Annotated in this window: 46 protein-coding genes; 24 read left to right on the top strand and 22 right to left on the bottom strand. The window is 64.4% G+C overall.

Features of this window, described 5'->3' with window-relative positions; genetic code table 11:
- Positions 1-16: 16 nt before the first annotated feature.
- From RR42_RS08235 to RR42_RS08150, 18 genes are all read right to left on the bottom strand, one after another.
- On the bottom strand, positions 17-1,303 hold the full coding sequence (locus RR42_RS08235) for a terminase large subunit domain-containing protein (protein ID WP_043345563.1): 1,287 nt from the start codon (positions 1,301-1,303) through the stop codon (positions 17-19).
- Entirely contained in the window at positions 1,290-1,688 is a 399-nt protein-coding gene (locus tag RR42_RS08230; protein WP_052494527.1) for a hypothetical protein, read from the bottom strand. Before RR42_RS08230 ends, RR42_RS08235 begins: the two co-directional genes overlap by 14 nt.
- Positions 1,689-1,716: 28 nt before the next feature.
- On the bottom strand, positions 1,717-3,099 hold the full coding sequence (locus RR42_RS08225) for a DNA methyltransferase (RefSeq protein ID WP_043345562.1): 1,383 nt from the start codon (positions 3,097-3,099) through the stop codon (positions 1,717-1,719).
- A 766-nt stretch (positions 3,100-3,865) separates the two neighbouring features.
- The gene (locus RR42_RS37660; protein WP_052494526.1) at positions 3,866-4,507 is read right to left on the bottom strand and encodes a hypothetical protein; all 642 of its coding nucleotides are present in this window, start codon (positions 4,505-4,507) and stop codon (positions 3,866-3,868) included.
- A gap of 10 nt (positions 4,508-4,517) precedes the next feature.
- On the bottom strand, positions 4,518-5,123 hold the full coding sequence (locus RR42_RS08215) for a hypothetical protein (protein WP_043345561.1): 606 nt from the start codon (positions 5,121-5,123) through the stop codon (positions 4,518-4,520).
- A 101-nt stretch (positions 5,124-5,224) separates the two neighbouring features.
- Positions 5,225-5,917, bottom strand: coding sequence for an HNH endonuclease (locus tag RR42_RS38340; RefSeq protein WP_158408270.1), 693 nt, complete (start codon positions 5,915-5,917; stop codon positions 5,225-5,227).
- Positions 5,914-6,279 (bottom strand): hypothetical protein, encoded by a 366-nt coding sequence (locus RR42_RS08205; protein ID WP_043345560.1) that lies wholly within the window; start codon positions 6,277-6,279, stop codon positions 5,914-5,916. Before RR42_RS08205 ends, RR42_RS38340 begins: the two co-directional genes overlap by 4 nt.
- The gene (locus RR42_RS08200; RefSeq protein ID WP_043345559.1) at positions 6,276-6,491 is read right to left on the bottom strand and encodes a hypothetical protein; all 216 of its coding nucleotides are present in this window, start codon (positions 6,489-6,491) and stop codon (positions 6,276-6,278) included. The genes RR42_RS08205 and RR42_RS08200 overlap by 4 nt, the downstream gene beginning before the upstream one ends.
- On the bottom strand, positions 6,488-7,594 hold the full coding sequence (locus tag RR42_RS39525; RefSeq protein ID WP_144409780.1) for a hypothetical protein: 1,107 nt from the start codon (positions 7,592-7,594) through the stop codon (positions 6,488-6,490). Before RR42_RS39525 ends, RR42_RS08200 begins: the two co-directional genes overlap by 4 nt.
- A complete protein-coding gene (locus RR42_RS08185) occupies positions 7,591-8,445 on the bottom strand; it encodes a hypothetical protein (protein WP_043345556.1) in 855 nt (284 codons plus the stop codon). Before RR42_RS08185 ends, RR42_RS39525 begins: the two co-directional genes overlap by 4 nt.
- Positions 8,442-8,711 (bottom strand): hypothetical protein, encoded by a 270-nt coding sequence (locus tag RR42_RS08180; RefSeq protein WP_043345555.1) that lies wholly within the window; start codon positions 8,709-8,711, stop codon positions 8,442-8,444. Before RR42_RS08180 ends, RR42_RS08185 begins: the two co-directional genes overlap by 4 nt.
- Complete coding sequence (locus tag RR42_RS08175) at positions 8,708-8,980, bottom strand: hypothetical protein (protein ID WP_043345554.1); 273 nt, start codon at positions 8,978-8,980, stop codon at positions 8,708-8,710. The genes RR42_RS08180 and RR42_RS08175 overlap by 4 nt, the downstream gene beginning before the upstream one ends.
- A complete protein-coding gene (locus tag RR42_RS08170; protein WP_043345551.1) occupies positions 8,977-9,336 on the bottom strand; it encodes a phage protein NinX family protein in 360 nt (119 codons plus the stop codon). The genes RR42_RS08175 and RR42_RS08170 overlap by 4 nt, the downstream gene beginning before the upstream one ends.
- The gene (locus RR42_RS08165) at positions 9,333-9,788 is read right to left on the bottom strand and encodes a hypothetical protein (protein WP_043345549.1); all 456 of its coding nucleotides are present in this window, start codon (positions 9,786-9,788) and stop codon (positions 9,333-9,335) included. The genes RR42_RS08170 and RR42_RS08165 overlap by 4 nt, the downstream gene beginning before the upstream one ends.
- Positions 9,788-9,916 carry a hypothetical protein gene (locus tag RR42_RS41455; protein WP_269083379.1) on the bottom strand — a complete coding sequence of 43 codons (129 nt, stop codon included), beginning with the start codon at positions 9,914-9,916 and terminating at the stop codon, positions 9,788-9,790. The genes RR42_RS08165 and RR42_RS41455 overlap by 1 nt, the downstream gene beginning before the upstream one ends.
- Entirely contained in the window at positions 9,916-10,110 is a 195-nt protein-coding gene (locus RR42_RS08160; RefSeq protein ID WP_043345548.1) for a hypothetical protein, read from the bottom strand. The genes RR42_RS41455 and RR42_RS08160 overlap by 1 nt, the downstream gene beginning before the upstream one ends.
- Positions 10,111-10,186: 76 nt before the next feature.
- Complete coding sequence (locus RR42_RS08155; protein WP_043345547.1) at positions 10,187-10,486, bottom strand: DUF4406 domain-containing protein; 300 nt, start codon at positions 10,484-10,486, stop codon at positions 10,187-10,189.
- A 73-nt stretch (positions 10,487-10,559) separates the two neighbouring features.
- On the bottom strand, positions 10,560-10,826 hold the full coding sequence (locus tag RR42_RS08150) for a CII family transcriptional regulator (RefSeq protein WP_144409779.1): 267 nt from the start codon (positions 10,824-10,826) through the stop codon (positions 10,560-10,562).
- 338 nt (positions 10,827-11,164) lie between these two features.
- Here RR42_RS08150 and RR42_RS39520 point away from each other — a divergent pair, with 338 nt between their 5' ends.
- Positions 11,165-11,410 (top strand): hypothetical protein, encoded by a 246-nt coding sequence (locus RR42_RS39520; protein ID WP_144409778.1) that lies wholly within the window; start codon positions 11,165-11,167, stop codon positions 11,408-11,410.
- Between the two features lie 120 nt (positions 11,411-11,530).
- Here RR42_RS39520 and RR42_RS08145 read toward each other — a convergent pair whose 3' ends face one another.
- On the bottom strand, positions 11,531-11,830 hold the full coding sequence (locus tag RR42_RS08145; protein ID WP_063778404.1) for a helix-turn-helix domain-containing protein: 300 nt from the start codon (positions 11,828-11,830) through the stop codon (positions 11,531-11,533).
- Between the two features lie 40 nt (positions 11,831-11,870).
- On the opposite strand from RR42_RS08145, the gene RR42_RS39515 reads away from it, so the two are divergent.
- The 5 genes from RR42_RS39515 to RR42_RS08125 all read left to right on the top strand — a co-directional run bounded on the left by RR42_RS39515 (position 11,871) and on the right by RR42_RS08125 (position 14,588).
- A complete protein-coding gene (locus RR42_RS39515; RefSeq protein ID WP_144409777.1) occupies positions 11,871-12,917 on the top strand; it encodes a S24 family peptidase in 1,047 nt (348 codons plus the stop codon).
- Between the two features lie 132 nt (positions 12,918-13,049).
- On the top strand, positions 13,050-13,607 hold the full coding sequence (locus RR42_RS08135; protein ID WP_236701996.1) for an SHOCT domain-containing protein: 558 nt from the start codon (positions 13,050-13,052) through the stop codon (positions 13,605-13,607).
- Between the two features lie 65 nt (positions 13,608-13,672).
- A complete protein-coding gene (locus tag RR42_RS08130) occupies positions 13,673-13,957 on the top strand; it encodes a hypothetical protein (RefSeq protein WP_043345538.1) in 285 nt (94 codons plus the stop codon).
- Between the two features lie 60 nt (positions 13,958-14,017).
- Positions 14,018-14,263: a hypothetical protein gene (locus tag RR42_RS39510; protein ID WP_144409776.1), complete on the top strand. Its 246-nt coding sequence runs from the start codon at positions 14,018-14,020 to the stop codon at positions 14,261-14,263.
- Complete coding sequence (locus RR42_RS08125) at positions 14,256-14,588, top strand: hypothetical protein (RefSeq protein ID WP_144409775.1); 333 nt, start codon at positions 14,256-14,258, stop codon at positions 14,586-14,588. Before RR42_RS39510 ends, RR42_RS08125 begins: the two co-directional genes overlap by 8 nt.
- Positions 14,589-14,901: 313 nt before the next feature.
- On the opposite strand, the gene RR42_RS38100 is transcribed toward RR42_RS08125, so the two are convergent.
- Both RR42_RS38100 and RR42_RS08115 read right to left on the bottom strand, forming a co-directional pair.
- Positions 14,902-15,405, bottom strand: coding sequence for an RcnB family protein (locus tag RR42_RS38100; RefSeq protein ID WP_063778403.1), 504 nt, complete (start codon positions 15,403-15,405; stop codon positions 14,902-14,904).
- 66 nt (positions 15,406-15,471) lie between these two features.
- Positions 15,472-15,708 (bottom strand): hypothetical protein, encoded by a 237-nt coding sequence (locus RR42_RS08115; RefSeq protein ID WP_236701995.1) that lies wholly within the window; start codon positions 15,706-15,708, stop codon positions 15,472-15,474.
- Positions 15,709-15,936: 228 nt separating this feature from the next.
- Here RR42_RS08115 and RR42_RS08110 point away from each other — a divergent pair, with 228 nt between their 5' ends.
- The 17 genes from RR42_RS08110 to RR42_RS08045 all read left to right on the top strand — a co-directional run bounded on the left by RR42_RS08110 (position 15,937) and on the right by RR42_RS08045 (position 24,721).
- Positions 15,937-16,248, top strand: coding sequence for a hypothetical protein (locus RR42_RS08110; protein ID WP_052494525.1), 312 nt, complete (start codon positions 15,937-15,939; stop codon positions 16,246-16,248).
- Between the two features lie 12 nt (positions 16,249-16,260).
- A complete protein-coding gene (locus tag RR42_RS08105; protein WP_043345527.1) occupies positions 16,261-16,473 on the top strand; it encodes a hypothetical protein in 213 nt (70 codons plus the stop codon).
- A 9-nt stretch (positions 16,474-16,482) separates the two neighbouring features.
- Positions 16,483-16,839, top strand: a complete 357-nt coding sequence (locus RR42_RS08100; RefSeq protein WP_043345522.1) for a hypothetical protein — start codon at positions 16,483-16,485, stop codon at positions 16,837-16,839.
- Positions 16,836-17,066 (top strand): hypothetical protein, encoded by a 231-nt coding sequence (locus tag RR42_RS08095; RefSeq protein WP_043345519.1) that lies wholly within the window; start codon positions 16,836-16,838, stop codon positions 17,064-17,066. Before RR42_RS08100 ends, RR42_RS08095 begins: the two co-directional genes overlap by 4 nt.
- The gene (locus RR42_RS40390; RefSeq protein ID WP_158408269.1) at positions 17,063-17,227 is read left to right on the top strand and encodes a hypothetical protein; all 165 of its coding nucleotides are present in this window, start codon (positions 17,063-17,065) and stop codon (positions 17,225-17,227) included. The genes RR42_RS08095 and RR42_RS40390 overlap by 4 nt, the downstream gene beginning before the upstream one ends.
- On the top strand, positions 17,224-17,358 hold the full coding sequence (locus RR42_RS41450; RefSeq protein WP_269083378.1) for a hypothetical protein: 135 nt from the start codon (positions 17,224-17,226) through the stop codon (positions 17,356-17,358). The genes RR42_RS40390 and RR42_RS41450 overlap by 4 nt, the downstream gene beginning before the upstream one ends.
- The gene (locus RR42_RS08090) at positions 17,355-18,149 is read left to right on the top strand and encodes a RecB family exonuclease (protein WP_043345516.1); all 795 of its coding nucleotides are present in this window, start codon (positions 17,355-17,357) and stop codon (positions 18,147-18,149) included. The genes RR42_RS41450 and RR42_RS08090 overlap by 4 nt, the downstream gene beginning before the upstream one ends.
- Positions 18,150-18,184: 35 nt before the next feature.
- Positions 18,185-19,360, top strand: coding sequence for a hypothetical protein (locus RR42_RS08085; RefSeq protein ID WP_043345514.1), 1,176 nt, complete (start codon positions 18,185-18,187; stop codon positions 19,358-19,360).
- A gap of 112 nt (positions 19,361-19,472) precedes the next feature.
- Positions 19,473-20,360: a DNA translocase FtsK gene (locus RR42_RS41595; protein ID WP_043345512.1), complete on the top strand. Its 888-nt coding sequence runs from the start codon at positions 19,473-19,475 to the stop codon at positions 20,358-20,360.
- A gap of 6 nt (positions 20,361-20,366) precedes the next feature.
- Entirely contained in the window at positions 20,367-22,112 is a 1,746-nt protein-coding gene (locus RR42_RS08075; RefSeq protein WP_043345509.1) for an ATP-binding protein, read from the top strand.
- The gene (locus RR42_RS08070) at positions 22,112-22,294 is read left to right on the top strand and encodes a hypothetical protein (protein ID WP_043345506.1); all 183 of its coding nucleotides are present in this window, start codon (positions 22,112-22,114) and stop codon (positions 22,292-22,294) included. The genes RR42_RS08075 and RR42_RS08070 overlap by 1 nt, the downstream gene beginning before the upstream one ends.
- Positions 22,291-22,494, top strand: coding sequence for a helix-turn-helix transcriptional regulator (locus RR42_RS08065; RefSeq protein WP_043345505.1), 204 nt, complete (start codon positions 22,291-22,293; stop codon positions 22,492-22,494). Before RR42_RS08070 ends, RR42_RS08065 begins: the two co-directional genes overlap by 4 nt.
- The gene (locus RR42_RS08060; RefSeq protein ID WP_043345503.1) at positions 22,494-22,808 is read left to right on the top strand and encodes a hypothetical protein; all 315 of its coding nucleotides are present in this window, start codon (positions 22,494-22,496) and stop codon (positions 22,806-22,808) included. The genes RR42_RS08065 and RR42_RS08060 overlap by 1 nt, the downstream gene beginning before the upstream one ends.
- Positions 22,809-22,865: 57 nt before the next feature.
- Complete coding sequence (locus RR42_RS08055) at positions 22,866-23,483, top strand: 3'-5' exonuclease (protein WP_043345499.1); 618 nt, start codon at positions 22,866-22,868, stop codon at positions 23,481-23,483.
- Positions 23,480-23,602 carry a hypothetical protein gene (locus tag RR42_RS41445; protein ID WP_269083377.1) on the top strand — a complete coding sequence of 41 codons (123 nt, stop codon included), beginning with the start codon at positions 23,480-23,482 and terminating at the stop codon, positions 23,600-23,602. The genes RR42_RS08055 and RR42_RS41445 overlap by 4 nt, the downstream gene beginning before the upstream one ends.
- Positions 23,599-24,204 carry a hypothetical protein gene (locus RR42_RS37655; protein WP_052494523.1) on the top strand — a complete coding sequence of 202 codons (606 nt, stop codon included), beginning with the start codon at positions 23,599-23,601 and terminating at the stop codon, positions 24,202-24,204. The genes RR42_RS41445 and RR42_RS37655 overlap by 4 nt, the downstream gene beginning before the upstream one ends.
- Entirely contained in the window at positions 24,197-24,721 is a 525-nt protein-coding gene (locus RR42_RS08045; RefSeq protein WP_158408268.1) for a Lar family restriction alleviation protein, read from the top strand. The genes RR42_RS37655 and RR42_RS08045 overlap by 8 nt, the downstream gene beginning before the upstream one ends.
- Before the next feature lie 26 nt (positions 24,722-24,747).
- On the opposite strand, the gene RR42_RS08040 is transcribed toward RR42_RS08045, so the two are convergent.
- Positions 24,748-24,948 (bottom strand): hypothetical protein, encoded by a 201-nt coding sequence (locus tag RR42_RS08040; protein WP_043345494.1) that lies wholly within the window; start codon positions 24,946-24,948, stop codon positions 24,748-24,750.
- A gap of 113 nt (positions 24,949-25,061) precedes the next feature.
- Between RR42_RS08040 and RR42_RS08035 the strand changes: the two genes are divergently transcribed.
- The gene (locus tag RR42_RS08035; protein ID WP_043345492.1) at positions 25,062-26,846 is read left to right on the top strand and encodes a DNA cytosine methyltransferase; all 1,785 of its coding nucleotides are present in this window, start codon (positions 25,062-25,064) and stop codon (positions 26,844-26,846) included.
- Position 26,847 lies beyond the last annotated feature (1 nt).

The raw sequence follows: 26,847 nt of genomic DNA, 5'->3' as shown, positions 1-26,847 counted from the left end.
CGATGATGTGCGCCGCCTACATGTTCACGGGGCGGACGGTCGCGGCGCGCTTCACGATCGGCCACAGCTTCACCAGCGGGTAGCCGCCGGCATCGTTGACGTGGTCGTGGCCGGTTGACTTGTCCGGCTCGCCGTTCTTGTCGTAAGGCTGCTGTTCGAGCGCCTCGGTGAACTCCGGGCACAGGTGCGTATTGACCTTCAGCCGGCGCTCGCCCTTGTCGTTCAGGATCAGGGCGTTGACGGCGTTCACCCGGTCCTTCACGGCTGGGTTCGTCGAGTTGACCTGCAGTTGGAACCCGGCGCCCCGGAGGATCGACAGGTCCGACTCGCTAGCGCTCTTGCTGCTGGTGTTCTGGCCGCTCGCGTCGGGATAGATCAAGACGGCATGGCCCTTGTCCTTGAACCGCTCCTTCAGCATCCGCGCCATCTCGGGCGTGTCCCGCACCTTGGTCAGCTCGCCAACCGCGCGCGGCGTGCCGTCGCGCACCACGTAGATCACCGATGCCATCTTCAGCACGTTGAAGTCCATGCCGACGTGCAGCGGCTCGCCGGCCGCCATGGCGTCGTCGGTGTGGTTCAGCTTCCGGCTGAAGTTCGGATACACCGACCCGGCTGCGAGGTTGACGAACTTCCCGCGCAGGTACGCCTCGATCAGCTGCGGCGGATAGCTCTCGCGCAGCGACGGGATGTAGTCGTCCGGCAGGTTCAGCTCGTTGTCGAACGTACTGGCCTGGATCAGCCCATACAGGCTTTCCAGCGACGGCTTCTCCGTGATGGCCTTGACGAACTGCTGGTAGACGAACTTGAACCCCTCGGGGGTCGTCGTCACATCGATGCCGTTGCGCAGCCCCTCGACCTTGTAGCGCATGCGCGCGATGATCTTCCGCCAGGCCGTCTGGGCCTTGATGGGGTTCATCACGTCCAGCTCGTCGATCAGCGCGTGGCCGATCTTGAAGCCCACGATGGTCTCGGGCTTCTCCATCGAGCGGCAGATGATCGTGCCGCGGTACCGCCGCCCCTCGTAGACGTGGACTTCGTGGTTGCTCTGGTTGATCTTGACCCGCAGGCCCATCGTGGCTGCCACCTCCTCCATCGTGGGATAGAAGATGTCGCGGATCTGCGGGTAGGTCGGCGCGAAGTAGCCCTGGTTGATCTTCGGCCACCGCCAGAAATGCTGGCAAATACTGGTGCAGCCCACCCACGTCTTGCCGGACCCGAACCCGGCCACGTAGGCCCGGAACTTGTGCGGCATCTGCAGGAAGGCAGCCTGCGGGACGTTCAGGGAGGGGCTATTCGCTGCCATCGGGGTCGGTTGCAGGGCGCCGCGCGTCCTTCACCACAAAGGTGAACGTCTGCGCCGCCGGCGGGGTCTCGTCCTCGGGGTCCGTTCCGTCGCCGCGCCAGCGCATCCGCGACTTTGTCCACCAGATAGCCGCCGTCACGGCGCCCTTGCCGCTGCCCGTGGCCGCGCGGAAGAGCGCGTTCGCCACCGCAATGTTGGCCTTCGTCGCACCAGTTTCCAGCTCGATGCGGAAATGTTTGCGCAGGGACACGGCCGCCAGCGGCTTGCCCGTCTGCGGGTTGGTGATCAGCCGAGCGATCTCATCCTGCGGGATGCCGAAGGCCGCGGCGCTTTCGACCAACTTGCGGTCTGCCGCCGTCGGCACGAAAGGTTTGCGTCCTGCCATGGAGCTTCGCGTCCCTGGGCGCTACGTTTTATTCCTCCGCCTCGGGGAATAGGTCATCCGACACGTCCACCTCACCGCACGCGGCCACCGCCCGCTTCCAGTCGCCCTTCACGAACACCAGCACATGCTGGTGCGCCGTGCCGAGCTTCCGACTGGCGCTGAACTGCTTGCCGGCGCGGATGGGCAGGCTGCCCAGCGCGGTCAGCAGCACCGCGTGGTTGTACAGCTCCGTGCCAGCGTCCAGAAACGCCTCGATGGTGTCGGCCACGAAGTTGCGGTAGCAGCCGGTACCGCGCTTCTCGCGTACGTCGCCGACCACAAAGCAGGCGAAGCGGTCGGGCTTGAGCTGCCCCACCGCGCCGGAGATCACCTCACGGTAAGCGGTCAGGAAGGCCGGATAGTCCATCGTGGACAGGTCCGCCGGGTCGTCCGAGTAGCGCTCCAGGTTGGCGTACGGCGGGCACGAGAACACGAAATCGGCTTCGACATCCGCCAGGTGCTGGCCGATCTTGCGGCTGTCGCCCACGTGCCAGGCTGGGGCGGGGTCGTCAGCGCGCAGCAGATCCAGCTGCGCCCGGTTGGCCTGCACCTGCTCGGCGCGCAGCTCCATGCCGACGTACTGCCGCCCCAGGCGCGCCGCGACGATGCCGCGTACGCTGCCGCCCGCGAACGGGTCGAGCACCAGGCCGTCAGCCGGGCAGAACCAGCGATACGCCAGCTCGCACAGCACCGGGTCGAAGATGCTGGTGCGGTGTTGCGCCGGCGCGCCGCGATCCGCCTTCTGCTGGTCGGACGCCGAAGAAAACGCCGGCGCGTCGCGGCCCAGCTCCGACTGGATGCCCAGCGCCAGCCAGGCCTTCTTGCGGTCCTGCCACGCGGCGTCGCGCGCGTTGAGCGTGCTGAACGGGGGCACCATGAACTGCTCGGCCAGCGAGCCGGCGCCACCACCAGGTGGACCAGGTTGCGGCGGGTCCAGCAGCTCGGCCAGCTCGCCAGCGTCGAAGCCGATCACCGATAGGTCGAAGTCCGCGTCGCGCAGGTCGGCCAGCTCGATCGCCAGCAGGTCCACATCCCAGCCGGCGTTCTCGGCCAGCTTGTTGTCGGCCAAAATGTAAGCTCGCCGCTCGTCCGCCGACAGGTGCGACAGGTCGACCGTGGGCACCTGGCCGGGCACAGGGCAATTCGCAATCGTCTCGCCAGCCGCCCACATCTGCGTGGCCGCCTCGATGCGGCCGTGGCCGGCCAGCAGGTCTTCGCCGGCGACCAGCGCCGGGTTCGTCCAGCCGAAGCGCCGCAGTGAAGTCTTGATCTGCTCGATCTGGGCGGCGCTGTGCGTCCGCGCATTCCTGTCGTACCGGACCAGGTCCGCCGCCGCGCGGTAGGCGATGGCGAGCTGGTTGGATGTTTTCATAGACGACAACAATGCGCGGGACAGGGAAGAAAATAGCCCGGCGGGAGGCCGGGCAATCCACCACGGGGTGGGTGGAGGAGACACTAGTTGGGCTGTGCCGTATTTGGCACCCTATCGGCACCAGGAATCTAATGATTCCCTGGCAGAACATTACGCCCTCACGTCAGGCCGGCTACCAGTTTTTCGCGACTCGGGGAGAGTCCCGGCAACCGGCCTGCGTGAGGGGGCTGTGGCCAGCGCGCCTGAAACCAGACACCCCACAGCAGGAAACAGTAGGTCGGCAGGAACATGGCTGGCCCCAGAGTTGCATCCCGTTTCCTGTCGTCAATGACGTCAGCAAACTGTCATAGAGTCGGCCTAAGGTAGGAGTTCGCCCCCTCTGCATTTCCAATGCAGTAGGGATTTCTGGAATCACTTACCGGAGGCTCACATGGCTGTCAGTCTCAGGTGCTGGTCCGAAGACGGCGAGGAAGTTCTCGACGTGCCACAGTCCGCGCTAGTTTTAGCGTTCGCACCACATACGACATTGCCCCCACCGAAAAAGGCGGTAGACATCAAAGAAGAATCCATCAAGTGGACGATGCCAGACGACCCAGATCGCTTTGGCGATTTCGCGTAGCAAGTACGCCGAAACGCCCAAAGCAAAAGACCCGCGAGGCGAGAACCTGGCGGGCTCTGAAAAGCAAAAAGCCCGCTTGCGCGGGCTTTGGACGTAATTCGCAGGTGTATCGAATAGAGGCCATTTTTGTGCAGACCTCGAAATAAGTCAAGAAATCTCAAAAAAATTGGACTTGGACTGGTTCTCGAACGCCGTGGTGACGCGCAGGTTGTACTCGCAGTGAAGCCCGCAGACCAGCGGATGCACCAACGGAACGATATGGTCGACCTGATGAAGGATGCCGGTCTCTACGATCATGCGCTCGCGCTCCAGGTAGACGGCGGTCACCGCCTCCCTATTCGCCCAGCGCGGCGTGGCCAACCTCATGATGATCCGCCGGCGCTCGGTCGGCGAGGTCGTCAAGCTAATCTGCTCGGCCCACAGCCCCTTCGTTTCCGGGTTGGTCCACGGATTGTCCTGCACGACACGCTCGATTCGCATCTGCGTCCACTCAAGCTGGCGCATCCTGCCATCGAATCGCGCGAGAAACTGCTCCGGGGTGAGCAGCGTATCGGCCAAGAATTCGCTTACTGGCTCACCCGTCGTGGCCTCATACCAGGCCCGAAACGCGCCGCCACGCATCTGATCTTGAGCAGCTTCCAGCAACTGCCTGTTGCGCGCGTGAGCGCGGTCCCTCGCAGCGCTATCCTGGCTTTGCGTCTGTCTGGAGTGCAGCCGGGCAAGCTCAGCTTGCCATTCCTCACGTCTTTTCCGTGCGCGCTCGCGGCGCTCTTCCTTGGTCGCCTTCATTGCCGATCTCCTACGCAGCTTCCTCGACGCCGACCATCCGCGCGGCCTTCAGGCGACCATCAATGGCCATCCAGGCGACCGCCTCAACGCCCGGCGCCGCGTTCAACCCCTTACGCCCCTTCTCGCCCTCGATCCACAGCTTCAGCTTCGCGTTCTGGTCACTGACCGTGTTGCGGTGCGCGCCGCAGGCCTCGGCGATGTCGGCCAGGTTGACCTTCACCCCGAAGATCTTTTCCAGGATCGACCGACGCACGCGGTAGTGCGAGAACGAGCCGGACAGCTGCTGCATGGCGCGCTCGGTCAGCCAAACGATGGCGTCGGTCCATTCGGCATTGGGCAGGCGCCCGCTGCAGCATGGCCGGGTGCATTCGCACGGCACGTCGCGCGGCGCCACGCGCGCGGTCAGCACCGCCTGATGCAGCTCGGGCAGCGTACCCAATTCTCGACGGATCATACCGGCCTGCGCCGCGCCGTCGACCCCGACGAGCCCCTTGCCGGAACCGATCTGCGGCGTCATGGCCTTGTTCATCGCCGACGCCTGGTACTGCTGCCCGGAAAAGTTGAACGCGAACACGAGCGCCGCGTGAGAGCTATCGAACAGGCGTTCTTCGGTCATGGTTTCCCCAGTCAATTTCATTCCTTCAAGCCGCTTGGAGCGGCAGTTGTTCCACGCTGACGCACACACCGGGCGCGGTGCTGTAGCGCTTGCTGATGCGGTCACTCACCGCTCACGTCCAAGGCAGCATTCGGCGATGCGTATTCCCCATGCAGCCTCAGCGCCTCCGCGTCATAGGCCGCAGCAGCCGCGTCCCTGGTGTCGTAGAGCCCAATGAACCGCTCTTTACCGTCAACCCAGATGCGAGCCCGCCATTTCCCGCGCGCGGCGCGCGCGACGCCCTTGAAGCCACTCGAATTGTTCTTCGCTAGGCTGGTGTTCTGGGCGTTGCCGTTCGAGTTCGCCCACCGCAAGTTCCCGCGCCGGTTATCGAGCCGATCCCGATTGGCATGGTCAACAATGAGCCGCCCCTTGGCGCCCCCAACCAGTAGCCAGCGATGCAGGGTGACGCTGTTGGTAGAGCCGGGCGGGCGACCGACAACATAGCCTCTTGCGTCCTTCGTCCACGCGATGTCTCGCGTTGCGTCCAGGTCGCTGGCGTCGATAAGCGCCCAGCCGTGGAACACGCCACCCTGGCCGTGCAAGGGCAGCTTTGCCGTTACTCCGTCGCATTCGATCTCGCGCCGGTCGAACACCTGGCCGAACAGGCGCAGCTCGCCCGCGAGACGTGCTGCCTTTGCAGACTCGAAGTCCGCGAACCAACCAAGGTAGACCTGCTTTCCTTCGTGCCCGATGGCCGCAGTCCACCCGCTGTCCTTGTGCGGATACACGCCGCGAAACTTGAGTGAGCTCACTCGAACACCTCCTGCTGCCAGCCGCTTCCCTCGCGCTTCAGGCGCGGCCGCACCGCGATGAAGCGGAACGGGTATAGCTCCGCAGCGACCTTGATCTTCACGCGGGCGTCATCCTGCCAATGCCCCTTCACCTCGTGCATCTCCATCGCGCCGCTGGCCAGCATCACGGCGAAGTCCGGCGAATAGAACGTGTTGTCGGCCAAGCGCAGCTTGACGCCCTCGAACTTGAACCAGGCCACCGTGCCGGCTACGCGCCTCGCCTCCAGGAAATCCGCGTACGCCTTCTCGGTCTTGTTCATCTCGCCAGACTTGAGGCGCCCGAGCGCCTGCATGCGGCGCTTCGCGGTGTTCTGAAAATTCATGCTCGGTTCCTTTCCGCCCAACGGGCTTGCACCTCGGTTTCGATGCGCGTCGCCATGGAGTCGCCGTCGCGCTTGCGCCAGTAGTCGATCCATGCCCGCCGGATTTCGACGTGAGGCATTTTCAGCAGGAAGCGCACGCGGCAGCAGACGTGGTTGAAGTCGAGGCGGCCGCCCTTGGCCCGGCACAGGTCGCACTGCTCGAGCTGGTTCATGCGGCCACCTGCCCCGGCGTCACGCCGTGAAAAAATCGGTACACGACCTCGAACTCGTTCGGGTTCATTCGTTCGGCCTTGCTGACCTCGCGCTCGACCAGGTGCTGATCGCCTGAGGCCTTGATGACCCGCCGGCGGAACCAGATCGGGTGCTCATCGGCGCGCTGGGGCGCAAGCTGCAGCTCGTCGGCCTTGGCCTGCACGCCCTCGGGGGTTTCGTCCCAGCCGGCCGCCGGAGGCGCGCTGCGCTGCTCGGCGAGCGCCTCGTCCACGAACGGCTCGAGGAACCCCGGGTTCACCGGGCCAGGGTCCCCGTCGGCCGTCCGTCGCGCGCACGCGAGGGCATGAGCCCGGAGCAACACGGGCATGGCGATGTTGCGGCCTGCAACCCGGAGCAACGCCTCGTGCGCGCGCGAGGACAGCGCCAGCGATTTGCCCCGATCGGCTTCCAGCCCAACCAGGTGGTTGCCGATTTCATCGGCGGAAAGCGGCGGCGGCGATGCCGAGTTATCCACAGGGCCACCCACGGTTGAGTCACTAGCGCCGCCGCCTATGTCTTTTGTTTTTATATGTCCTCTGTCCTCTGTCTCGCGCGCCCGCGTGGGTGGTGATGGGTCAGGTGGTGGGTAAGGTGATTCACCAAAGCCTTCACCAAAGGGGGGCTTTGGTGAAGGGTTCGGTGGTGCCTTTGGTGCCGCACCGGACCCTACATTTCCACCCTGCTTTGCAATGCGTTTGTACTCGTCTTCCACCATGCGCGAGCTGTACCAGATAGGCCCAGCTTGGCTCTCAAGGATGGTGACGGCCGGAAGGCGCTTGCGGGCGTGGGTCGGCGTGAACTGCAAAGCCGGGCAGATTTCACTCGGCTCTGCGCCCTTCAAAACCCCCTTCGAAATCAGCGATTTCAGGGTCTTCGTCGCGCATCCGACGACGTGCGCAATTTCCTTCAAATCCCAGCGCAAAACGCCGTACTCCTCGCTCTCGTGCATCAGGCAAAGGATGTCCATCCACACCCCCTTCTCTTCATGCGTGCAGCGCTTCAGCTTCACATTGGAAAGCCAGTCAGCCGTGTAGAACGGCATCCAGGGGCGATCTCTTTTCATACTGCCCTCGCAATCTCCGGCAGCGGCCGGTCTACGCTCGCTATGGCGCTCTCTACGCGCTCAAACAGGCTTCTTAGCCGCTGCACCTCAGCATCAGCTTCCAGTCGCCGCGCTGCTGCCTGCGCGGCGTTGGTAATCTCAAACGTCCTGGCGTCGGACGCCAGACCCAGCGCCTGCGCCAGCTCGGCGCGCGCGCCGTCAATCCGCGCGGCGTCGCGCTCGGCATTCTTGCGCGCGTCGTCCAGGGTCTTGCGGTACTCGGCTTCCGCCGCGACCGCACTCTTGTTCAGCATCTCTGTGGCTTGCTCGTAGCGGTACCGCGTGGCACGCCGGTCGTGCAGTAGCCGCGAGACTTCCTTGCCGAGACGCTGCTCGACGCGGTGGATCAGCGAGTACTCGTCGGCGACCTGCGGAAACCGCAACTTCACCTGGCGTTCCAGCCCATCGATGAGCAGCTTGATCCAGGCCTCGAGCGGCAGGTTCTCCACTGGGCGCAGCGTGGGCGCCTTGGCGGCGCGCCAGCCGGCCTCGCTGCGCAGCAGCAGGCCGCAGCCGTCAGGGATGTCGCCCTTCGTGATCAGCCCGGCCGGCGCGGCGAAGGTCACGCCAGCGGCGTAGCGCAGGTAGCTCTGCCACTTCCCGGCGGTCACGTCACGCCGGAAATCGGCCACGGAGATCTTGACCTCATAGGCCAGCGGCGTGAAACGGGTGAAGCTGAACGGCAGGCTGTAGGCGTCGGGCCGCGGCGAGCCGGCCGGGCCCATCTGCATGTTCGTCCAGACCATGCGCTGGGTCTTGTCGCGCAGGTACTGCGCCAGGTCTTCCTGCAGGGTGTCGTGGGTCCAGGTCATGCTAGGATTTCCGACCAACGACCAGAGAGACTGATATGAGCCGTGCGAACCGAGATAAAAAGCTCCTTGACGCGCTGAAAAAGGATTGCGATGAGGCGCTGCGACTCCTTGAGATAGAGAAGGAGCGGTGCAGACTCGGCGGCGTAGACGGCACGCATCTTCAGCGATTGAACCTGCAATATTCGGACGCGTACCGGAAATACAAAGCCCTGTCTAACGCCCTCGGTCATGGCTCGGATCTGGGCTCGAAATAGGTAGTCCGTCACGCAGTCACCTCGTCGCTAACCTCATCCTCAACCGGCACGCCGCTGATCGGGCGCAGGTCGCTGTCGTAGCAATCGAACTCAGTATCCCTGAGCGTTTCTCGTGGCCGGTCGATGTTCATCACGCGCAGCGGACCGCCGGTTGCCTGGCAGAACCAGGCGGGCCCGTCATCGATCCACTGTGGCGCGCCGACGACTTTGACGACTCGGCCCAGGTTCTCGGGATAGGGGTCGCGCACGATGTAGGCGAGATCGCCAGGCTTGCAATTCACAGGGGCACCTCAGGGATTTCCTCGCCGAACTTGCTGGCGACGTACACGCGCATGGCGGCGATCAGCGGGGTATTGCCTTTCATGCCGCGATGAGCGCTCGCGTGAGCTGCCATCCAGTAGCGTGCCCCACCCTCAAAGAAAGGCATCGTGCCTATGTTCTCCCTATCAATGATCGGGCCGCCATGCGCCCAGCGGCTGTCCGGGCGGAAATCGAAGGGCTCGCCGCCGCCCCACGGCGTTTCCTTGTAGAGGCACGGGCCGGAGGCGTACAACTTCACGCCCAAGGGCTGCTCGATGCCCTCAGCCTTGGCGACCCACAGCGCCAACAGCGCCCCTTCCAGATCCGCGACCTTCATGCCGCCTCCCGTTGCTCGCCAGCCAACTGCGTCGGCACGATGAACTCGATCCAGTAGACCCGATTACCGCTCTCGTCTTCCCATGGGCCGGCGAGGCCTGCGCCGCTTCGCGCGACGTCCCATACCACCTCGAATGCCCCGCGTCCTATCACGCAGTGCCCCACGCCGGGGATGTTGGGGCTCGCGCCACAGAGGATGTAAAGCGTGTCGTCGAACCAATCGGCCGCTGCGTGCGCGTGTTCCGCCAACATGCAGAACTTGACCAGGTTGTAGCCGCGGGCCTTGAGCCACGCACGGCACACCACGTCCGCCGCCGGCTGGTCGCCGCCGGCCGCAAAGTTCGGCACCTCTGCCGGCGCCATGTCGAGCAGGCAGGCGATGCACGTCCGCCAGCAATCGCCCCAGAAACCGTGCTCGGGGTCGTGCGAGATCAGTTGCTTATGTGGTGTCATCAATTGCCCTCCAGCGTCTGTCGGCGCGCCGCATAGGACGCCACAAACATCACCGTAGCCGCCGCGCCTGAGGCGCCGGACAGCAGCACAATCGCCAGGACCTGCCAGGCGTCCAGGGTGAACGTCATCAGCCTTCCTCCGGTGGATCTGCCCAGCCGACCATCAGCTTCGCCTGATAGCGGGTGTAGCCTTCCTCGATCAGATCCCGGTATTGCGCATAGTCCTCGTCGATGCCGGGGTAGTGGCAATGCGCGCACCAGCGCGAACCGAACACCTGAACCTCTTTCCGGCACTTGTAGCAATGCCCGTGGTTCGCGCTCATGCCGGCCTCGCAATCCGCACGTACTTCAGCGGGCAGTGGGGCGCGGTGTGGCCGGTGCTCCCGCAGTTGGCACAGGTCATGCAGTTACCTCCTCGTGCGTTGTAACTTCGAAGCCCAGAGTCTTGGCGATGTGCACCTCCAGCGTGGCGCCACGTGAGCGTTCCCAGCCCGGCAGCAAGTGAATCGCATCGCAGGTCACCAGCTCGCGGATGTCTGCGCGCATGCATTCGACCCATCCCGTTGAGGGGTCGGCGTTGATCTCGGCCGGGTTCACAACTTCGTGGCCGGCGGCGCGCAGGCGGCGGGCGGCCTCATGGAATGCCGGAAAGTTCAGATTCGGGAAGCCCGTCATGGGGCCGGCAACGTAAATCCTCATGGCCGCATCCCCATCGTGATCGCCACCATCGCGATCAGAACCACCAGCACCCAACCGCTCACGAGGTCGTCCATCACACGCCCCCCAATGCCTTCTTGGCCAAGCACTTCAACGCCTCGTACTCTTCGCGCGGCAGGCAGACCGTGCTGCCATCACCGGGGGCGACGACGTCCAGCTCGAGCACGTCGAGCAGTTGGCAGACCTTCGCGAACGGCAGGTTGTGCCCGCTGTTGTTCAGGAAGCGCGAGAAGTTCGTCGGCTCGACGCCGATCAGCTCGGCCACGCGCTTCTGGGTCATGGGAGCAACGCGGTTCAAAACCATCGATTCCAGGCTAGGCATGCGGTGCTCCCGAGTGCTTCAACCGATCCATAAGATTCATTCCAACGAGACAAAGCAGCTGGCGCGCCGAGGCCGCCGACAGAGAGAGGGAAAAATGGGAAACGAATGCCATCACCGGGTGCCCCTGCAGAAAGCGGCCCGGCCGGCGCGTGCGCGCCTGCTTCGGTCATGTGCAGCCATCTGCGTACGTCGCAGCATGGTGATTCCCCCGGTCGGGCCCTATCGGGACCGTTCAATAAAGCGCGAGTCACCCCGCGCGCCATCTATCTGGCGCATCCCCTCAGCTGTGGAACAATCAAGACATCTGACCTTCCCAACTGCCCACAAACGGGGGATGCATGAAAGAACAAGACATCACGGCAGCTTTTGTTGCCAACGCGAAGACCGGCCTGCATTTGGAAAGCGGCTTGGTCTTGCTAGAGCTCTCCTTGGCAAACTCGCCAGAAGACGCAGCAGCCGGCAAACTCACTTCACAGTGGTACGCGCTACCGCCCGAAGTCGCGCAGCAGCTCGCTGTGCGACTCGCCGAGCAAGCTCGATCTCTTCTGGCGTGGGATCAGGCTCAGCAAGGACAGAAAAACTGATTCCGCCGATGGAGAGGCGGCGCGCGACCAGGCGGCTGCCTACGGAATCGCAAAGCGGTTTCATGTGCCTATCTCCGGCGGTGCTGTTTCGGTTCATGGATCGCTCTCCACGGGTCGCTTTTAGGCGGCCTCGGGATGGTCTAGCTGGGCGGCGCTCTTCGGCTTTCCCGACTTCTTTGCCGGTGCATCCCTCGGTGCGCCGACGCGCGACGCTCGCACGAAGGCCCAGTCGACCCTGTCGTTCAATTCCTCGCATGTCACTGCCCCGCCCGTGATTCGCTCGATCACCGGGCATTGCTCGGCAGAAATCGGGCGCTTCCCGGCGATCCATTGATAGACGAGCCCTTGGGAGACCCCGAGCAGCTTGGCAAACGCCGCCTGGCTGGTCTTGGTCGAGTCGAGGTATTCGGCGAGTTTCATAAGCACAATACTAGCATAGCTAGTTAATAAAGGAATAGCTATGCTCGTTGTGGAATCTAATAGCGTTGCTAAACTCGCGCGCATGATGCGAGCAAGTAACTCTCTGGAGCAGTGGCAAGTCGAAGACTCCATTCGACTGAAGGCGCTATACAACGAGCGCAAGGGCAAAATGAGCCAGGAGGAATTCGGCAGCCGGTTCGAGATCGGCAGTCAAGGCATGGTTTGGCAGTATCTGAATGCGCGCCGCCCGCTGAACATCAAGGCCGCGACCGGCTTTGCTCGGGGCCTGGGGGTTGACGTCGACACGTTCAGCCCGCGCCTGGCAGAAGAGATCCGGCGAGCGTCCAATTCGATCACCGAAGCAGTGCCCGTACCTGCAGCCACCTCGGTGGACTCCGGACGCCCTGTCGACCGGCTCACTCTTGTTATGGCCGAGCAACAGCTCGACCCCGCAGCCCTCGCCAAGGTACTGGGCGTCGAGGCGGCCGTCGTTCGTGCGTGGCTCGAGGGCGATGGCACCAAACTGCCCCTTCACCACATCGTGAAGTTGCAGGAGACGTACGGCTACAGCCCGAAGTGGCTAGCGAACGGCAAGGGCGATAGCAAGCTTTCCGGCCAAATCGAGCCAGAGCTCGACGAACCTAGCCTCGCCTTTGACATCGTTGAAATCCCCCCAAACAGCTTCCGGCGCATTCCAGTGGTTGGCATGGCACAACTCGGCGATAACGGCCACTTCTCGGACATCGAGTATCCCGTCGGCCATGGCGATGGCTTTCTAACGTTCCCCACGAATGACCCCGACGCATATGGTCTGCGCTGCAACGGTGACTCCATGCGGCCGCGCATCAAGCACAACGAATTTGTCGTGATCGAGCCGAACCGTGCAATAACGAACGGCGACGAGGTCCTGGTGAAGTCCCAGGACGGCCGCGTCATGGTGAAGGAGTTGGCCTATGTCCGCGACGGTGTAGTGCACCTGTCATCCGTGAATGAGCGCCACGGCATGCTGCGCGTCCCTCAGGACCAGATCGAGCGGCTGCACTACGTTGGCGGCATTGTGAAGGCGTCGGCCTGGCGGCCGGACTGACGAAGGCAGCGCAGACGAGAGATTCCGCGCCATTCACTCAAAGTTCACACAACAACGCGGCTTGGAAAAATGGAACCCTCAGTAACTTCGTCTGATCCTGGTATCAGGAAGGCCCTTTCCCAGCTCCACTCCATGCTGGTCCCGAACGAAGTTGCACAGTGCTACGCCGTGCAGCGCCGGCTCTTTGCGCTTCTCCACCGCCGGATTATGGTGGCGGCGACCTCCGGGCGGCTAATCGGCATCAACCGGGGCTTGATCGGCGGATTCACGCCAGTCGACATCCGCTGGCAAGACGTCAAAACGGCCAACGTCAAAGCGGGAATTTTCGGCAGCGACATTACCATCACAGCTCTCACCCAGCCTGACCTGGCGAGCGGCGGAACAGTGCGCACGTTCCAATTTACCGGACTCAGGAAGGCTGACGCGCAAGCGGTATATCGTGCCTGCCAGGCGCAGGAACAAGCATGGCGCGAAAAGCGGCGACTTCGTGAGCTGGAAGAGTTGCGGGCCAAGTCGGGCGGCTTCCAGGCGGAATCCCCACGCGATGTGTCGTTTGGTAGCGACGAAGCAGGCTCCGGCAAGGGAGATCTGACGGCGCGCCTGAAACGCGCCAAGGAAATGCTCGATAGCGGGCTGATCAGCGATTCCGAATACGAGACGATTAAGGCCAAGGTTATCTCGGAAATCTAGCCTTGACCGGGGAAGCCGCGCGTGGGCGGGCCGGCCACGCAAAGAACTACTAACGGGAAAGATTTATGCGCATAGTCGCACTCGCATTTGTCGCGCTTCTTGCAGGCTGCACCACAGTTTCAGAGGTTAGCCCTGCCGGGAACGGCAATTTCACAGTTGGCACCCGCCACATGGGCGGTGTGGACTCGTGGCAGGAAATTATGGCCAGCAGCCTGCGTCGCGCCGACGAGTACTGCAAGGGCCAGGGCAAGGAGATGGAGTCCGTCGACATGAAGACCCACGGCGCTCGCGGATGGACTCCACTTGAGTCGGAACTGACATTCAAATGTGTGGCCGCGCCGAAGGCGTAGGCTCTCGTCGCGCCCGAATAAGCCCTCGGCCTGGCGGCCAGATTGACCAACAGGAACACAATGTCCGAAAAATTCTCGCCGACATGTCGGTACGGGCACGGCCCGCTGAGCCAGATTGAGCAAATCCCGTCGGATCATCGATGGGGCCTGGCTGGAGTGACCATCGCTCCACTAACGGCTGGAAGCCCGGTCAATCGAGCGCTCTCTGCCTCGTTCGCCTCGGGTCGAATCTATACCGTCTCCGTCCACCGCTGCCAGATTTGCGGCTATCTTGAACTGTTTGACGACGAGGTGCTGAATGGCTGAGCGTCGCCTGGTACCCGTTGACGGAAATTACGAGCCGCCCTCCGGCGGAGAACCTCCCTATAATGGCGAGATGGAAGCACGTGTAAAAACACTCGAGAGCACCATTGTCACGTTGCAGCAAGACGTGGCGGTCATACACTCAAACTACGTAACCAAGGCCGACCTCTCGGAAGCGGTTGGAACGTTGCGTGCAGAGGTTGGGGCGATGCGCGCCGAAATACATAAGGCCCTCAACGAGCAAACTTGGAAACTGGTGACGTTCACCTGTTCCTTCGGCACCGCCTTGGTTGCAGCCGTGTATTTCCTGACCAAGAACATCCACTAGAGCGCCTGCCATAGACACATAAGCCCGCTTCGGCGGGTTTTTTGTTGCCCCTCGCGCACGACGGAAGCGACCTACACTGGTTGTATAGTCACCCAATAGGAGGCCGCCATGGTTGCCTCGCTTGTCGTCCTGCTCGTCGGATTAGCGCTATGCGCGATCGTTGTCTGGGTGCTCCGCGAGCACGATCCGACCCTACTGTCGACCCAACAGCGTGCCGTCCAGACCTGGTTTGACCACCTGATTCATTGGCACTAAGGGCTTGTCGTCAATTCATCGAAGCCCGCCAACCGGCGGGCTTTTTGTTGTCCGCAACCTAGCGCCCGATGACCACCTGGAAGACCACGCCGGTCGGAATGGCGACCAAGAAGTAACCTCCGCCGACACCCACCCATTGGTAGCCACGCGGCGGGGGCGACAGTCGATAGGCGCGCCAGTCATCAATCACGTACTGACGCTGACGGTATTCCGGGGGGACCCTTTCACCCCTATGCCAGCTGCCAGGGCCCGGGCGATCGGCGCGACGGTCAGGACTGTCCCATCCGCCCATCTGTTCCCTACCCCTGTCACCTTCCCAACCTCTGTCACCTTGCTGGCGGTGGTCATCGTCGCGGCCGCGGTCGCCCTCGCGGCTATGGTCACCATCCCGGCCACGGTCGTTGTAGCCGTGCTGGTTATCGTGTTCCCGCCCCTGATCGTGCCCCATGGGCGGCCTACCGCGATCATCACCGCCCGGCCCCCTGTCTTGGGCATAGCCCGCAATCGAAGTGAGAGTACACGCTGCCAGCGCCAAGCTGGCAAACACCTTGATCTTCCGCATCTCGATCTCCTATAGCCCACGTGTGAGGACCTATACGGTTCACTCTATCCCGATCCCCCGCGCCGACTAGTTACGAAATCGTAACGTGTGCATCACAAACCTAGTGCCGCCCCCACCCGCGCATCGATCCCCAGCCGGTACAGCGTCGCGCCCACCTCCGTCAGCAGCACCCTCTCCTTCCCCCTGAATAGCCGGATCGGCCAGCAGCACGGCCAGGCCGGCTATCGCGTCGTCGATCGGTAGCTCCGTTCCCTCATCTAGCGCCAGTTGCTCGAACTGGCGGATCACGTCGTCCGGTTCCATTCCACCCTCCCCCAAGGCTAGCGCCTGACCAGGCTAGGCGCCTGACAAGACCACCGTGAGCCGGCTTTCTTGGGTCGCGCACCCCAACGAAACTGCGGCAGCTATTGAAACTAGCGCCGCTATTAAAACAAACAATCGCCTAAAACTAGCACAGCTATTGAAGATAACGACTAGCATCGCTAGTATTCATACACCGCTGAAGTTCGCAGCGGTTCGCCGGAGACAGAGATGCGCAAGCAAGCCAAGCAGTCGTGGGAAGTGGGTCAACAGGTCAAGGTGGGGTTCCTGGCCGGCCTGACCGTCATCGCCAAGATCCCGACCCCGGGCGACTTTGCGCCGGACGCCTATGTCCTGGTGCGCGGCGAGCAGTTTTATGCCTTCGTGCCGCACAACGGCATTTCCAAGATCGAAGCCGACGAAGCCCGCGAGATGGTTGCCGAGGCCAAGCGCCTGCGCGCCGTCGCCGAAGGCCGCGCAGCTGAGCAGGCCGACCGCGTCATTGCCACCGCCAAGCTCGCCGCCGAGCTGATGGCTGCCTGAGCGGGGATCGAGATGCAAGCCAACCAGTCCCTCAAGATTTTCAGCGCCGATCTGCCGCGGGCCCATGTCGTGGCCGCGCAGATGGGCATCGTCCTCGACCGGCTATACGGCGGCAACGAGGAAACCATGCGCGTATGTGGCCGCAAGGCTGGCCCCAAGGGAAACCACGAGCCGCGCTGGAACGAGCAAGAGCGCCTGGCATTCGACCTCGCCATCAACGGCTAAGGAACAGCCATGCCCTCCCTTAGCACCTACGCCCGAGTTTTCCGCAAGCCGCGCCTGCGCGCCGACGAGGCGCAAGCCGTGGTGACCGCCGCCGGCCTGTTCTGGTCGGTCACCGGCGAGCTCACCACCCCTGCCCTGGGCCAGACGCCCAAGTTCGTGGCCTCGGACGTGCGCCTCATCAGCGACGACGGCAGCGAGACCACCGAGATGCTGGACAACTTGCATCCCGACTTCGTCGCGCACCTGGAAGAACAGGCCGCCGAGTCGATCGCGGAAGAGCGCGCCGAGGCACGGGCCGCCATCCAGCAGTCGTACGCCGAGCAGGACCTGTGTGACGTGATTGATGCTGCTAGGAGCGTGGCATGAGCACCACCACCGAATCCCCCAACGCCTACGGCACCACCGCCGAACTGGCGTTCCTCAAGCACCTGGGCGGGCAGCTGACGCGCAAGGTCCTGCTGCGCAACTACATCGCCGCGGCACAGCGCCGCACGGTTTGGGGCCAGATCGACAAGTGGCGAGTCCTGGGCTATGCCGAGCAACTGCTGGCTGAAGCCGAGAGCGCAGAACAACACGTGGCGAGGGCGGCGTGAACACCACCCGCCTGCGCAAGCTAGCACGCCACCCGGTGGCCCAACTGCTCGCCCTCTGGATCGGCACCACCGTGGCCATGGCCGCCCTGTTCTGCGTCTACGACGCGGCCCAGGCCAAGAGCAGCCCCATCAAGCCCACCGCCCACCGGAAGCTCACATGATCGCCCGCCCCATCGTGCCAGGCCGCAGCTATCAGGTGCACGGCGCCGGCCTCGATCTGACCGTGCTCGCCACCAACCCGGTCGATGCCATCTGCATCGCAATCGACTTCATCAAGGAGCCGCAGCAATGAACATTGTCACCATCCGCGCCAGCTCGCTGGCCGAGTTGTTTGATTGCCCCGCGCGCTGGGAGGCCAAGCACCTCCTGGGCATGCGCATGCCTTCCGGTCCCGCCGCCCACCTGGGCACGTCCATCCATGCCGGCACGGCCGCGTTCGACCAGGCCGAACTGGACGGCGCACCGATCACCGCCGACGACGCCGCCAGCGCAATGGTTTCCACGCTGCGAGACAAGAACGCCGAGGTGGACTGGGAAGACGTCAACCCGGCCGATGCCGAACGCATCGGGCTGGCGCTGCACACCCGCTATTGCGCCGAGATCGCGCCGCGTCAGCGCTACATCGGCGTCGAGGTCCCTTGCGAGCGCTTGGAGATCCCCGAACTGGGCATCGCGCTGACCGGCACCACCGACCGCGTGCGCACCACCGCCGCCGGCGCGGGCATCTCCGACCTGAAATCGGGCGGACGCGCAGTGGGTGCCGACGGCATCGCCGTCACTGCCGGCCACGGCCCACAACTGGGCGTCTACGAGTTGCTGGCCGAGCATGCGGTCGGCATTCCCATCACCGCGCCGGCGCAGATCATCGGCCTGAACACCGGCAAGACGGCGGCCGCACAGCGCGTGGGGATGGGCGAGATCGAATCGCCGCGCGCCATGCTGCTGGGCACCGAAGAGCAGCCCGGTCTGCTGCAACACGCATCACGATTGATCCATTCCGGCGCCTTCTACGGCAACGGCAAATCCGTCCTGTGCTCGGCGAAGTACTGCCCGCGGCACGCCACCTGCCACTACAAGTCCTGACCCCCAATTCCTGAATCCTGACCGAGACCACCAACATGTCCGCATCCGCCACTCTCGACCAAATGCGCGCGCCCGTCGTACGCGAACCCGCCCTCAACGTGTCGATGGGCTTTGGCTCGTCGCAATCCTTCGAGCTGATGCAGCGCGCCGCCAACCTGCTGTCATCGTCCACCCTGGTGCCGGCGGCCTACCGCAAGGTGATCGAGAAGCTCGACAAGTACGGCAACGTGAAGGAATCACGCGAGAACCCCAATGCGCTGGCAAACAGCGTCGTGGCGCTCAACATGGCGCAGCGCATGGGGGCCGATCCGCTCATGGTGATGCAGAACCTCTACATCGTCGAGGGCCGTCCGTCCTGGTCGTCGCAGTGGATCATCGCCGCCGTGAACGGTTGCGGCCGCTTCTCGCCGCTGCGCTTCGACATCCAGGTGCTGGGCAAGAAGACCGTCGAGCGCATCGAGACCGTCTGGCAGAACGGCGACCGCAGCACCGTCACGAAGAAGGTCGAGATCATCGACAAGGTTGCCGTGGCCTGGGCGATCGAGAAAGAGACCAAAGAGCGCCTGGAATCGCCGCCGGTCACCATCGAGATGGCCGTCAAGGAAGGCTGGTACACGAAGAACGGCAGCAAGTGGCAGACCATGGACGAGGTCATGCTGCGCTACCGCACCGCCAGCTTCTTCGGGAAGCTGTATGCGCCCGAGCTGCTGATGGGCCTGCAATCCGTCGAGGAAGCGCAGGACATCATCGACCTCAACCCGGACGGCTCGTACACGGTGGCCAGCACCTCGGTGGATGAGCTGCGAGGAAGTCCGCGCGCCCAGCCCGCCCAGCGCGCCGAGGTCGTCGAGCGGACGTCAGAGCCTGCGGCCAGCGCCTCTTCTGTGGAAGTGGAACCGGAAGCCAGCGCCGACCAGGCGACCGAAGGCGAACTGCCGCTGGACCATGGGCAGCAGGACGGCCACCCCGACGCCGCCGGCGACGAGCCCGCCCTCTCCTTCCAGGACGTGAACCGCGAGCTGCTGAGCGCCAACACCATCGAGGACCTGGATTACGCGCGCAGCCTCATCAAGCAGATCCCCGACGAGAAGGCCAAGGCCACGCTGAACTCGGTCGCAGCGCGCCGTATGCGCGAACTGGCGCCGCCCGATGAGCCCGCCGCCGCGGCCCAGCCCGCCCGCCGCGCCCGTGCGCCGATCAACGCGGACTGAACGATCACGGGGGAAAGCGGATGCCACGGAGTCTGCCGTCGACCGGAAGGCGGCGCAGCAAGGCCGGCGGAAGCAGCGAGTACCCCACCCCAACACCTGACAGGACACAGAGATGAACCAATCGCCTGAATTCAAGAACACCCTGAACATGACCGCCGGCACGCTGGGCAAGGATCTGCTGTCCGCTCTCGTGTTGGAACTGAAGATGATGCCCGACACCTGGGTGAAGCTGTCGCAGAAGAAGCAAGACGACATCCTCGATCGCCTGCGCAACCGCGTCGACTCGTCGGTGAAGATGGCCGTTCACCTCATCGCCAGCAACGGCCGCACCGTCGTGGTGGGCGACCTGGACAAGGTGACCTTTAAAGGCGGCGCGCAGGCAACGATCAAGATCGGCAAATCGGCGCCGAATCTCCACGGCCTGGTAGATGCCGAGGGTCAAGCCGTGATGCTGGTCCTGAGCGGCGACGAGGAATTCACCACCGGCATGGAGGAGGTCCGTGGCGAGGCCGATCAGCGCGCGTTCGACCTCGGCAAGGAATACACCGACGGCGATGGCGACGGCATGCCCGCCGGCGACGCTGCTGCCGACGACGACAACGTGGTCGACGCCGAGTACACCGAAACGCCGCTGGTCATCGAGCAGCAGCCCCTGCAGGAAGAACTCGAAGCCGCGCACGAGGCCGGCCACAAGGCCGCCAGCGAGGGCAAGCCCGAAAGCGACTGCCCGAAGCTGGCCGGATCGCTGTGCATCGCCTGGGTCAAGGGCTGGAAGCGCTGGCACGAAGAGCAGGCAGGCGCCGACCCGCTGTACGACCAGGTCGTCGCCCTCGTCGTCGAGAAGCAACGCGTGTCCGTCTCCCTGGTACAGCGCCATTTCAAGATCGGCTACAACCGCGCCGCGCGCCTGATCGAGCAGATGGAAGCCGACGGCGTCGTCAGCTCGGTGGATCTCGAAGGCAACCGCAACGTGCTCAAGAGCACCGAAGAAACGGAGTAAGCCATCATGCAACTCACCGGCATCCACGTCCGCAATTTCCTCGGCATCCGGGCGGCCGACATCATCCCGGCCACGCCCATCAGTCTCGTCTGTGGTCCGAACGGCGCGGGCAAAAGCTCGATCCAAGAAGCCGTCCGCATGGCGCTCACCGAGGAAACCGTGCGCGTCGGGCTCAAGAAGGAATACGGCCAACTGCTGCGCACCGGCACCGAATCCGGTTCTATAGTGGTATCCGTTGGTCCGCAGTCCAACAGCATCGTGCTGCCGTCCGGCAAGGCCACCAAGGCCATCCCCACCGACGCGCGCACGCCGTTCGTGCTGGACGCCCAGCGCTTCGCCCGCATGGACGTGAAAGAGCGTCGTTCGTTCCTGTTCGACCTGATGGGGCTCAAGCTCGGTACCGACCTGGTGCGCGAGCGCCTGCTGGCGCGCAAATGCGACGCCAAGAAGATCGAAGCCGTGCTGCCGCTGGTGCGCGCCGGCTTCGACGCCGCCGCGAAGGAAGCCGGCGGCAAGGCCACCGCGGCGAAGGGCGCCTGGCGCGAGCTGACCGGCGAGACCTATGGCAGCGTCAAGGCCGCCAACTGGGTCGCCCCGCTGCCCGCCGGCGCCGAGGACCCCGAGGAACTCGCCAGCCTGATCGCCGAGTCCGAGGACACCATCAAGGTTCTGTCCACAGAGGCCGGCGAGCTGCAGCGCCAGCTGGGCGATATCGACGCCTCGGCGCGCCAGCGCGCGCAGCGCACCAGCCAGATCGCCGAACTGCGCGCCAAAGCCGAGCTGCTGCCCAAGGCACAGGACACCGCCGCCCGCGCGCTGGCCGAGCGCGACGCCTTCCTGCCGAAGGTCGAAGCACTGCGGGCCGCCGCCGGCGGCAAGGTCGCGGGAATGCCCTGCGCCTGCCCCGACTGCGGCGCCGCCCTGCTCTTCCTGGCTGGCCAGCTCGCCAAGTACGAGCCGGCAAAGGTCGATCCGGAAGCCGCCGGCCGCCTGCCGGAATACGAGCGCAGCCTGACCGTGCTGGAAAACGCGCTGAAGAGCCGCACCGCCGAGCGCGACGCAGCCGACACCGCGGCGAAGCAGTTGGCCCTCCTGCTGGATGAGGCCAAGAGCGAGGCCACCGACAGCGCCGACGACGTTGAGCGCCAGACCATCGCGAGCCGGCTGGAAGCCATCCAATGCAGCATCACCCAGTTCGGCAAGGATCTGGACGCCGCCCGCGCTTCGCAGCGCGCAGCCGCCCAGGCCGGTGAGATCACCAAGCGGGCCGGCCAACACCACGCCGACGTGGCCGCATGGGACGCGCTCGCCGAAGCCCTTGGTCCAAGCGGCATCCCCGCCGATCTGCTGTCCGAGGCGCTGGACCCCATCAACGAGCGCCTGGCTGCCGCCGCGAATGAATCCGAATGGATGCGCATCGGCATCGAGAAGGACATGAGCATCACCGCCACCTGCGGGCGCCCGTATGCGCTGCTGTCCGAATCCGAGAAGTGGCGTGCCGACGCGATGATCGCCGAGGCCATCTCGCGCCTGACTGGCCTGCGTCTGCTGGTGTTGGACCGCGCGGACGTGTTGATCGGGCCGGAGCGCGATCGCTTGCTCTACTGGCTCGACGACCTGGCCACCGCCGACGCGATCGACACCGCGCTGATCTTCATGAGCCTCAAATCGCCCCCGGGGGCACTGCCCGAGTCAATCACGTCGTTCTGGATCGCCGACCACGAGGTGGGCACTGTGCGGGAGGCCGCGTGATGGTGAGCACGACCGTGATGATCCAGCGCCTGGAAGGGCTGTTGGGCACCAAAGACCTGAACGCCCGGGAAACCAGCTTCGTGCGCTCGCTTGCGACACGCATGCACGCCGGCGAGGTGACGAAGCTCAGCGGCGACCAGGTCGACAAGCTGGACGAACTGCATGGGAGGCACTTCTCGTGAACACGGCACCGCAACGTCGAATCATCCGAATGCCCGAGGTCCGCACCCTTGTCGGCCTGAGCGAGGGCGCCATCCACGAGCGGATCAGGGAGAAGAAGTTTCCTTCCCCGATCAAGCTCGGCCGCGCCAGCGGCTGGATCGAGGAAGAGATCCAAGCGTGGATCGACGCGCAGATCAAAGCCACGCGGGGAGATCACTGATGCCGCGCGCCATGAAATTCACCCGCAAGTCGGTGCTGGCCTATCTGCAGGAACGCACGGGCCAGCACTTCACGCCGACGCAGATCGCGAACAACTTCAAGCGCAGCAACGCCGAGGCGCGCGAGGTGCTGGACGACCTGCACGCAAACGAGCTGATCCGCAGCGGCGTCGACGGCACCACCCGCGTGTTCTTCGTCGCCGCGCCGGGCAGCAGCGAGCCGCGACCCGAACGCATTGTCGGTCGCGGCGAACTCAAGGGCTGGGAAGCTGGCCTGCGCCACTTTGAAGCGCTTTGCATGACCGTGCGGCGCTGAGACAGGCGCCGAGAGAACAGCAGCACCAACCACCGCTACCCCCACAGGAACGAGATCATGACGCCCATCCTCTTCTACGACACCGAGACCTCCGGCCTGCCGCAATGGAGCCTGCCCAGCGAAGACCCCAGCCAGCCGCACATCACGCAGATTGCGGCCGAACTGCACGACGAAGATACCGGGACCACGCTGGCCTTCATGGACCTGCTGATCAAGCCCGATGGCTGGACGATCCCCGAAGAACTCGAAGCGCTGACCGGCATCACCAACGAGAAGGCCGTCCAGTTCGGCGTGCCCATCGAGAAGGCGTTGGCGCTCTTCCTTGGCCTGTGGCGCAAAGCGGATCTGCGCGTTGCACACAACGAGTCATTCGACATGCGGATGGTGCGTATCGAGATGATGCGCCAGCTCGACCATGACGCGCCGATCCACGAGGACTGGAAGACCGCCCCCGCGTTCTGTACGCAGTCGAAGAGCACCAAGATCATCAACCTGCCGCCGACCGAGAAGATGCTGGCCGCCGGCCGGCGCACGCCCAAGTCGCCGAACCTGGGCGAGGCCTTCAGGCACTTCACCGGCACCGAGCTGGTGGGCGCGCACAACGCCGCCGTCGACCTGGCAGCATGCCGCACCGTGTACTACGGCATCAAGCGGCATCTCTCCACGGCGGCATGAACTGCCACGTTGCATTGGTCGTCACCGTCGCCGGCATGCTCATCTGCCTGGTGATCGGTGGCTACGCCCAGTACCGCCTGCTCAAGAAGATGGCAGGCGACAACAAGGAACCGAAGTGAGCCAGCAAACAGATACCCAAGCACTGACGGCGAGCGCGCAGCATCCTGATGATGCTGCCGTGGACCGCTTCGCGGTCGCCATGAAGGCAAAGATGGCCGCAAGCCGCGCGAAGGGGCGCGGTGGCTGGGACGACCCTGCGCAGTGCCCGCCGAACCGCCTGGCGTACCTGCTCATGGACCACGTTCCCAAGGGTGACCCTGTCGATGTCGGTAACTTCGCCATGATGCTGTTCAATCGGCCGGACGCGGCCGGCGTTCTGGCGAAGGTGGCCACCCATGGTGCCCTCGTCACGGTTATCAAGGACCTACTTGACGTTTTCTACGAAGACCCGCTGGAAGCCAGTACAGGCCCTGCCGTTGAGCGTGCTTATGCGGCCATCGAAGCGGCTGAGTCAGGGGCAGAGCAGCCCACCGGGACCAACCGCGACGCGAAGCGCTTCGTGGCGTTCGTCGGCGCCCTGGTAGCCGACGCGAACGGTGAATCACTGACGGAAAGGCAGCAACGCATTCGCGCAGCATTCCGGGGCCAAGGGAAGCTCACAATCGAGACGGTTCGGAAGTGCGTCGATGCCGCAACTGCAGATGGAGGCGGCCATGAGTGAGCACGCGCAGAAGCTGAATCCGTGCCCCTTCTGCGGACAACCGGCTGCCACGAAAACAAGCGGCGATTGGTACGCCGCTGGCTGCACAACCTACATGGCCCCGGGCGTGCTGTGCTACGGGCAGGCCATCGCCCTGCAATACAGGTCGGAAGCCGAAGCCATTGCCGCCTGGAACCACCGGGCGCCGTCAGAGGCCGAGCCGGCGCCACGCCAAGCACCGTCGCCCGTAGAGTCGATGTTCTACGTGCAGGACACCCGCCAGTTCGTCGGCAACTGCGTGATGTGGTGGGGCAAGAATCGCAGCGGCTATGTGACGCGCCTTAACGAGGCAGGCAAGTACACGCTAGACGAGGCGACAAGCATTTGCGAGCGCGACACTGACCGCATGTGGCCGTGCGAGCAAATCGACGCGCTGGCGCATCCGACGGTCGACATGCAGCACCTACCGAAGCCGCTTCAGTACAGGACGAAGTGCGCCGGCGTGGCCTACTCGCTCAACAAAAAGGACCGCGCGTGACTCCCAACGTCCTCGCTAGTGCGGCGCTAATAGCGCTGCCCGCCCTGCCCCCGGTCTCTGTCACCACCGTAGTCCCGGTGATCGCCCCGGTCGCGATCGCCGTGGTCTCCTCGGCCATCGCCGCCGTAATACCCACCACCACCCCGATGCTCGTCTCCATAGGGGGCCACAACGCAGCCGCTCAGCAATGCAACGGAGGCGGCCAGCAACACAAGAATGGGCTTCATAAGACTCTCCTATTCAACCTACGCCTTCCTTCAGGATACGCTTTGGGTTGCAGGTCGGATGTAGGAAATGAGCTCGCCCACAACGAGAATTTCTCCTACAACGAGGCACGCACATGATCCGCCGCGAATACAAGACGTTCGGCTTCTGCTGCGGACTCGGTGGCGGCGCCAAGGGCTTCAAGAAGGCTGCCTCGCAGGTGGGCAACATGGTGGCCACCTGGAAGTGCATCGGCGGCATCGACGTCGACCCAGCTGCCGCGCGTGACTTCGAGCAGCTCGTCGGCGTGAAGTGCACGGTCATGGACCTGTTCACGCGGGCCATGTACACCGCCTTCCACGGCAAAGAGCCGCCGGTAGGCTGGCGTGAGGCCACGGCCGCCGACATCCGGCGCGCCGCCGGCAACGAGACGCCCGATTGCGTGTTCATCTCGTCGCCGTGCAAGGGCGCATCCGGGCTGCTGTCCGAGGCCCTGAGCCGCACGCCGAAGTACCAGGCGCTCAACGAGTTGACGCTGCGCTGCGTGTGGCTGATGTGCGAAGCCTGGAAGGACAATCCCGTCAAGCTGATCGTCTTCGAGAACGTGCCGCGGCTCGCCACGCGGGGCCGGCACCTGCTGGACCAGATCAACCAAATCCTGCGGTACTACGGCTATGCCGTGAACGAGACGACCCACGACTGTGGCCAGATCGGCAAGCTGGCCCAGAGCCGCAAGCGCTTCCTGATGGTGGCGCGGCACATGGAACAGGTGCCGGCGTTCCTGTACGAGCCCGAGATTCACCGTCTGCAGGGCGTCGGCACAGTGTTGGGCCGCATGCCGATGCCCGGCGATACCGCGGCGGGGCCGATGCACCGGGTGCCATCGTTGCAGTGGAAGACGTGGGTGCGGCTCGCGTTTGTCGAGGCCGGCAGCGACTGGCGCAGCCTGAACAAGCTGGCGGTCGAGGATGGGCGCCTGCGTGATTACCTGATCGTGCCGGAATATCGCGACGGCTACATGGGAGTGAATCGATGGGACGAGCCCAGCGGAACCGTCGCTGGTCGCAGCGGGCCGACGAACGGCACGTTCAGCGTAGCGGATCCTCGCGGCCCGGCGAACGCTGCTCAGTACCAGCAGTATGGCGTGCTGCGCTGGGGCGAGACGTCCGGCGCCATCATCGGCGTCAAGTCGCCCGGCCAGGGGACGTTCAGCGTGGCCGACCCGCGCCACCCGGGTCCGGCCAAGCACAACAACGAGTTCCGGATCGTGCCGTGGGACCAGGCTGCCGGCGCGGTCACCAGTGCTCACGGAACAGGTCAGTGTGTACAGGACCCGCGCCGGGCCGGGCCGACCTTTGGCAAGTACGCGGTGACGCCTTGGGATAGCGCCGCAGGCACGGTGATCTCTGGCAGCACGACAGGTCAGGGCGCCTATGCCGTTGCCGATCCGCGCCCCGGCATGCGCCGCGAGCCCGGCGACCACTACCTGACCGGTGGCCACTATGGCGTGGTGGGTTGGGAACAGCCGAGCGGCGCGGTGTCCGCGGCTGCGGGCCACGACAATGGCCGCTGGTCGGTGGCGGACCCGCGTCTGCCCGCGGCGAATGACAAGCTGATCGCGATCATCCGCGCGCTGGACGGCACCTGGCACCGCCCTTTCACCACGTTCGAACTGGCCTGCCTGCAGTCGCTGGTTGAGCCAGAGGAATATCTCGAGCTGGACGGCCTGAGCGATCAGGCCTGGCGCGAGCGGATCGGCAATGCGGTACCGCCCGACGCCGCACAGGCGATCGCGGAGGTGATGGGCACGACCCTGCTGCTGGCCGAGACTGGAGATACGTTCAGGTTGTCAGCCACGCCGATTTGGGTGCGGCCGGTGGCGGTGGCGTTGAGTGTGGCAAACGTGGGGGAGGCAGCGTGAA

The organism is Cupriavidus basilensis, assembly GCF_000832305.1.
GTDB lineage: Bacteria > Pseudomonadota > Gammaproteobacteria > Burkholderiales > Burkholderiaceae > Cupriavidus > Cupriavidus basilensis_F.
The sequence above is the reverse complement of the archived record's forward strand: the minus strand, read 5'-3'. Positions and strand labels throughout refer to the sequence as shown.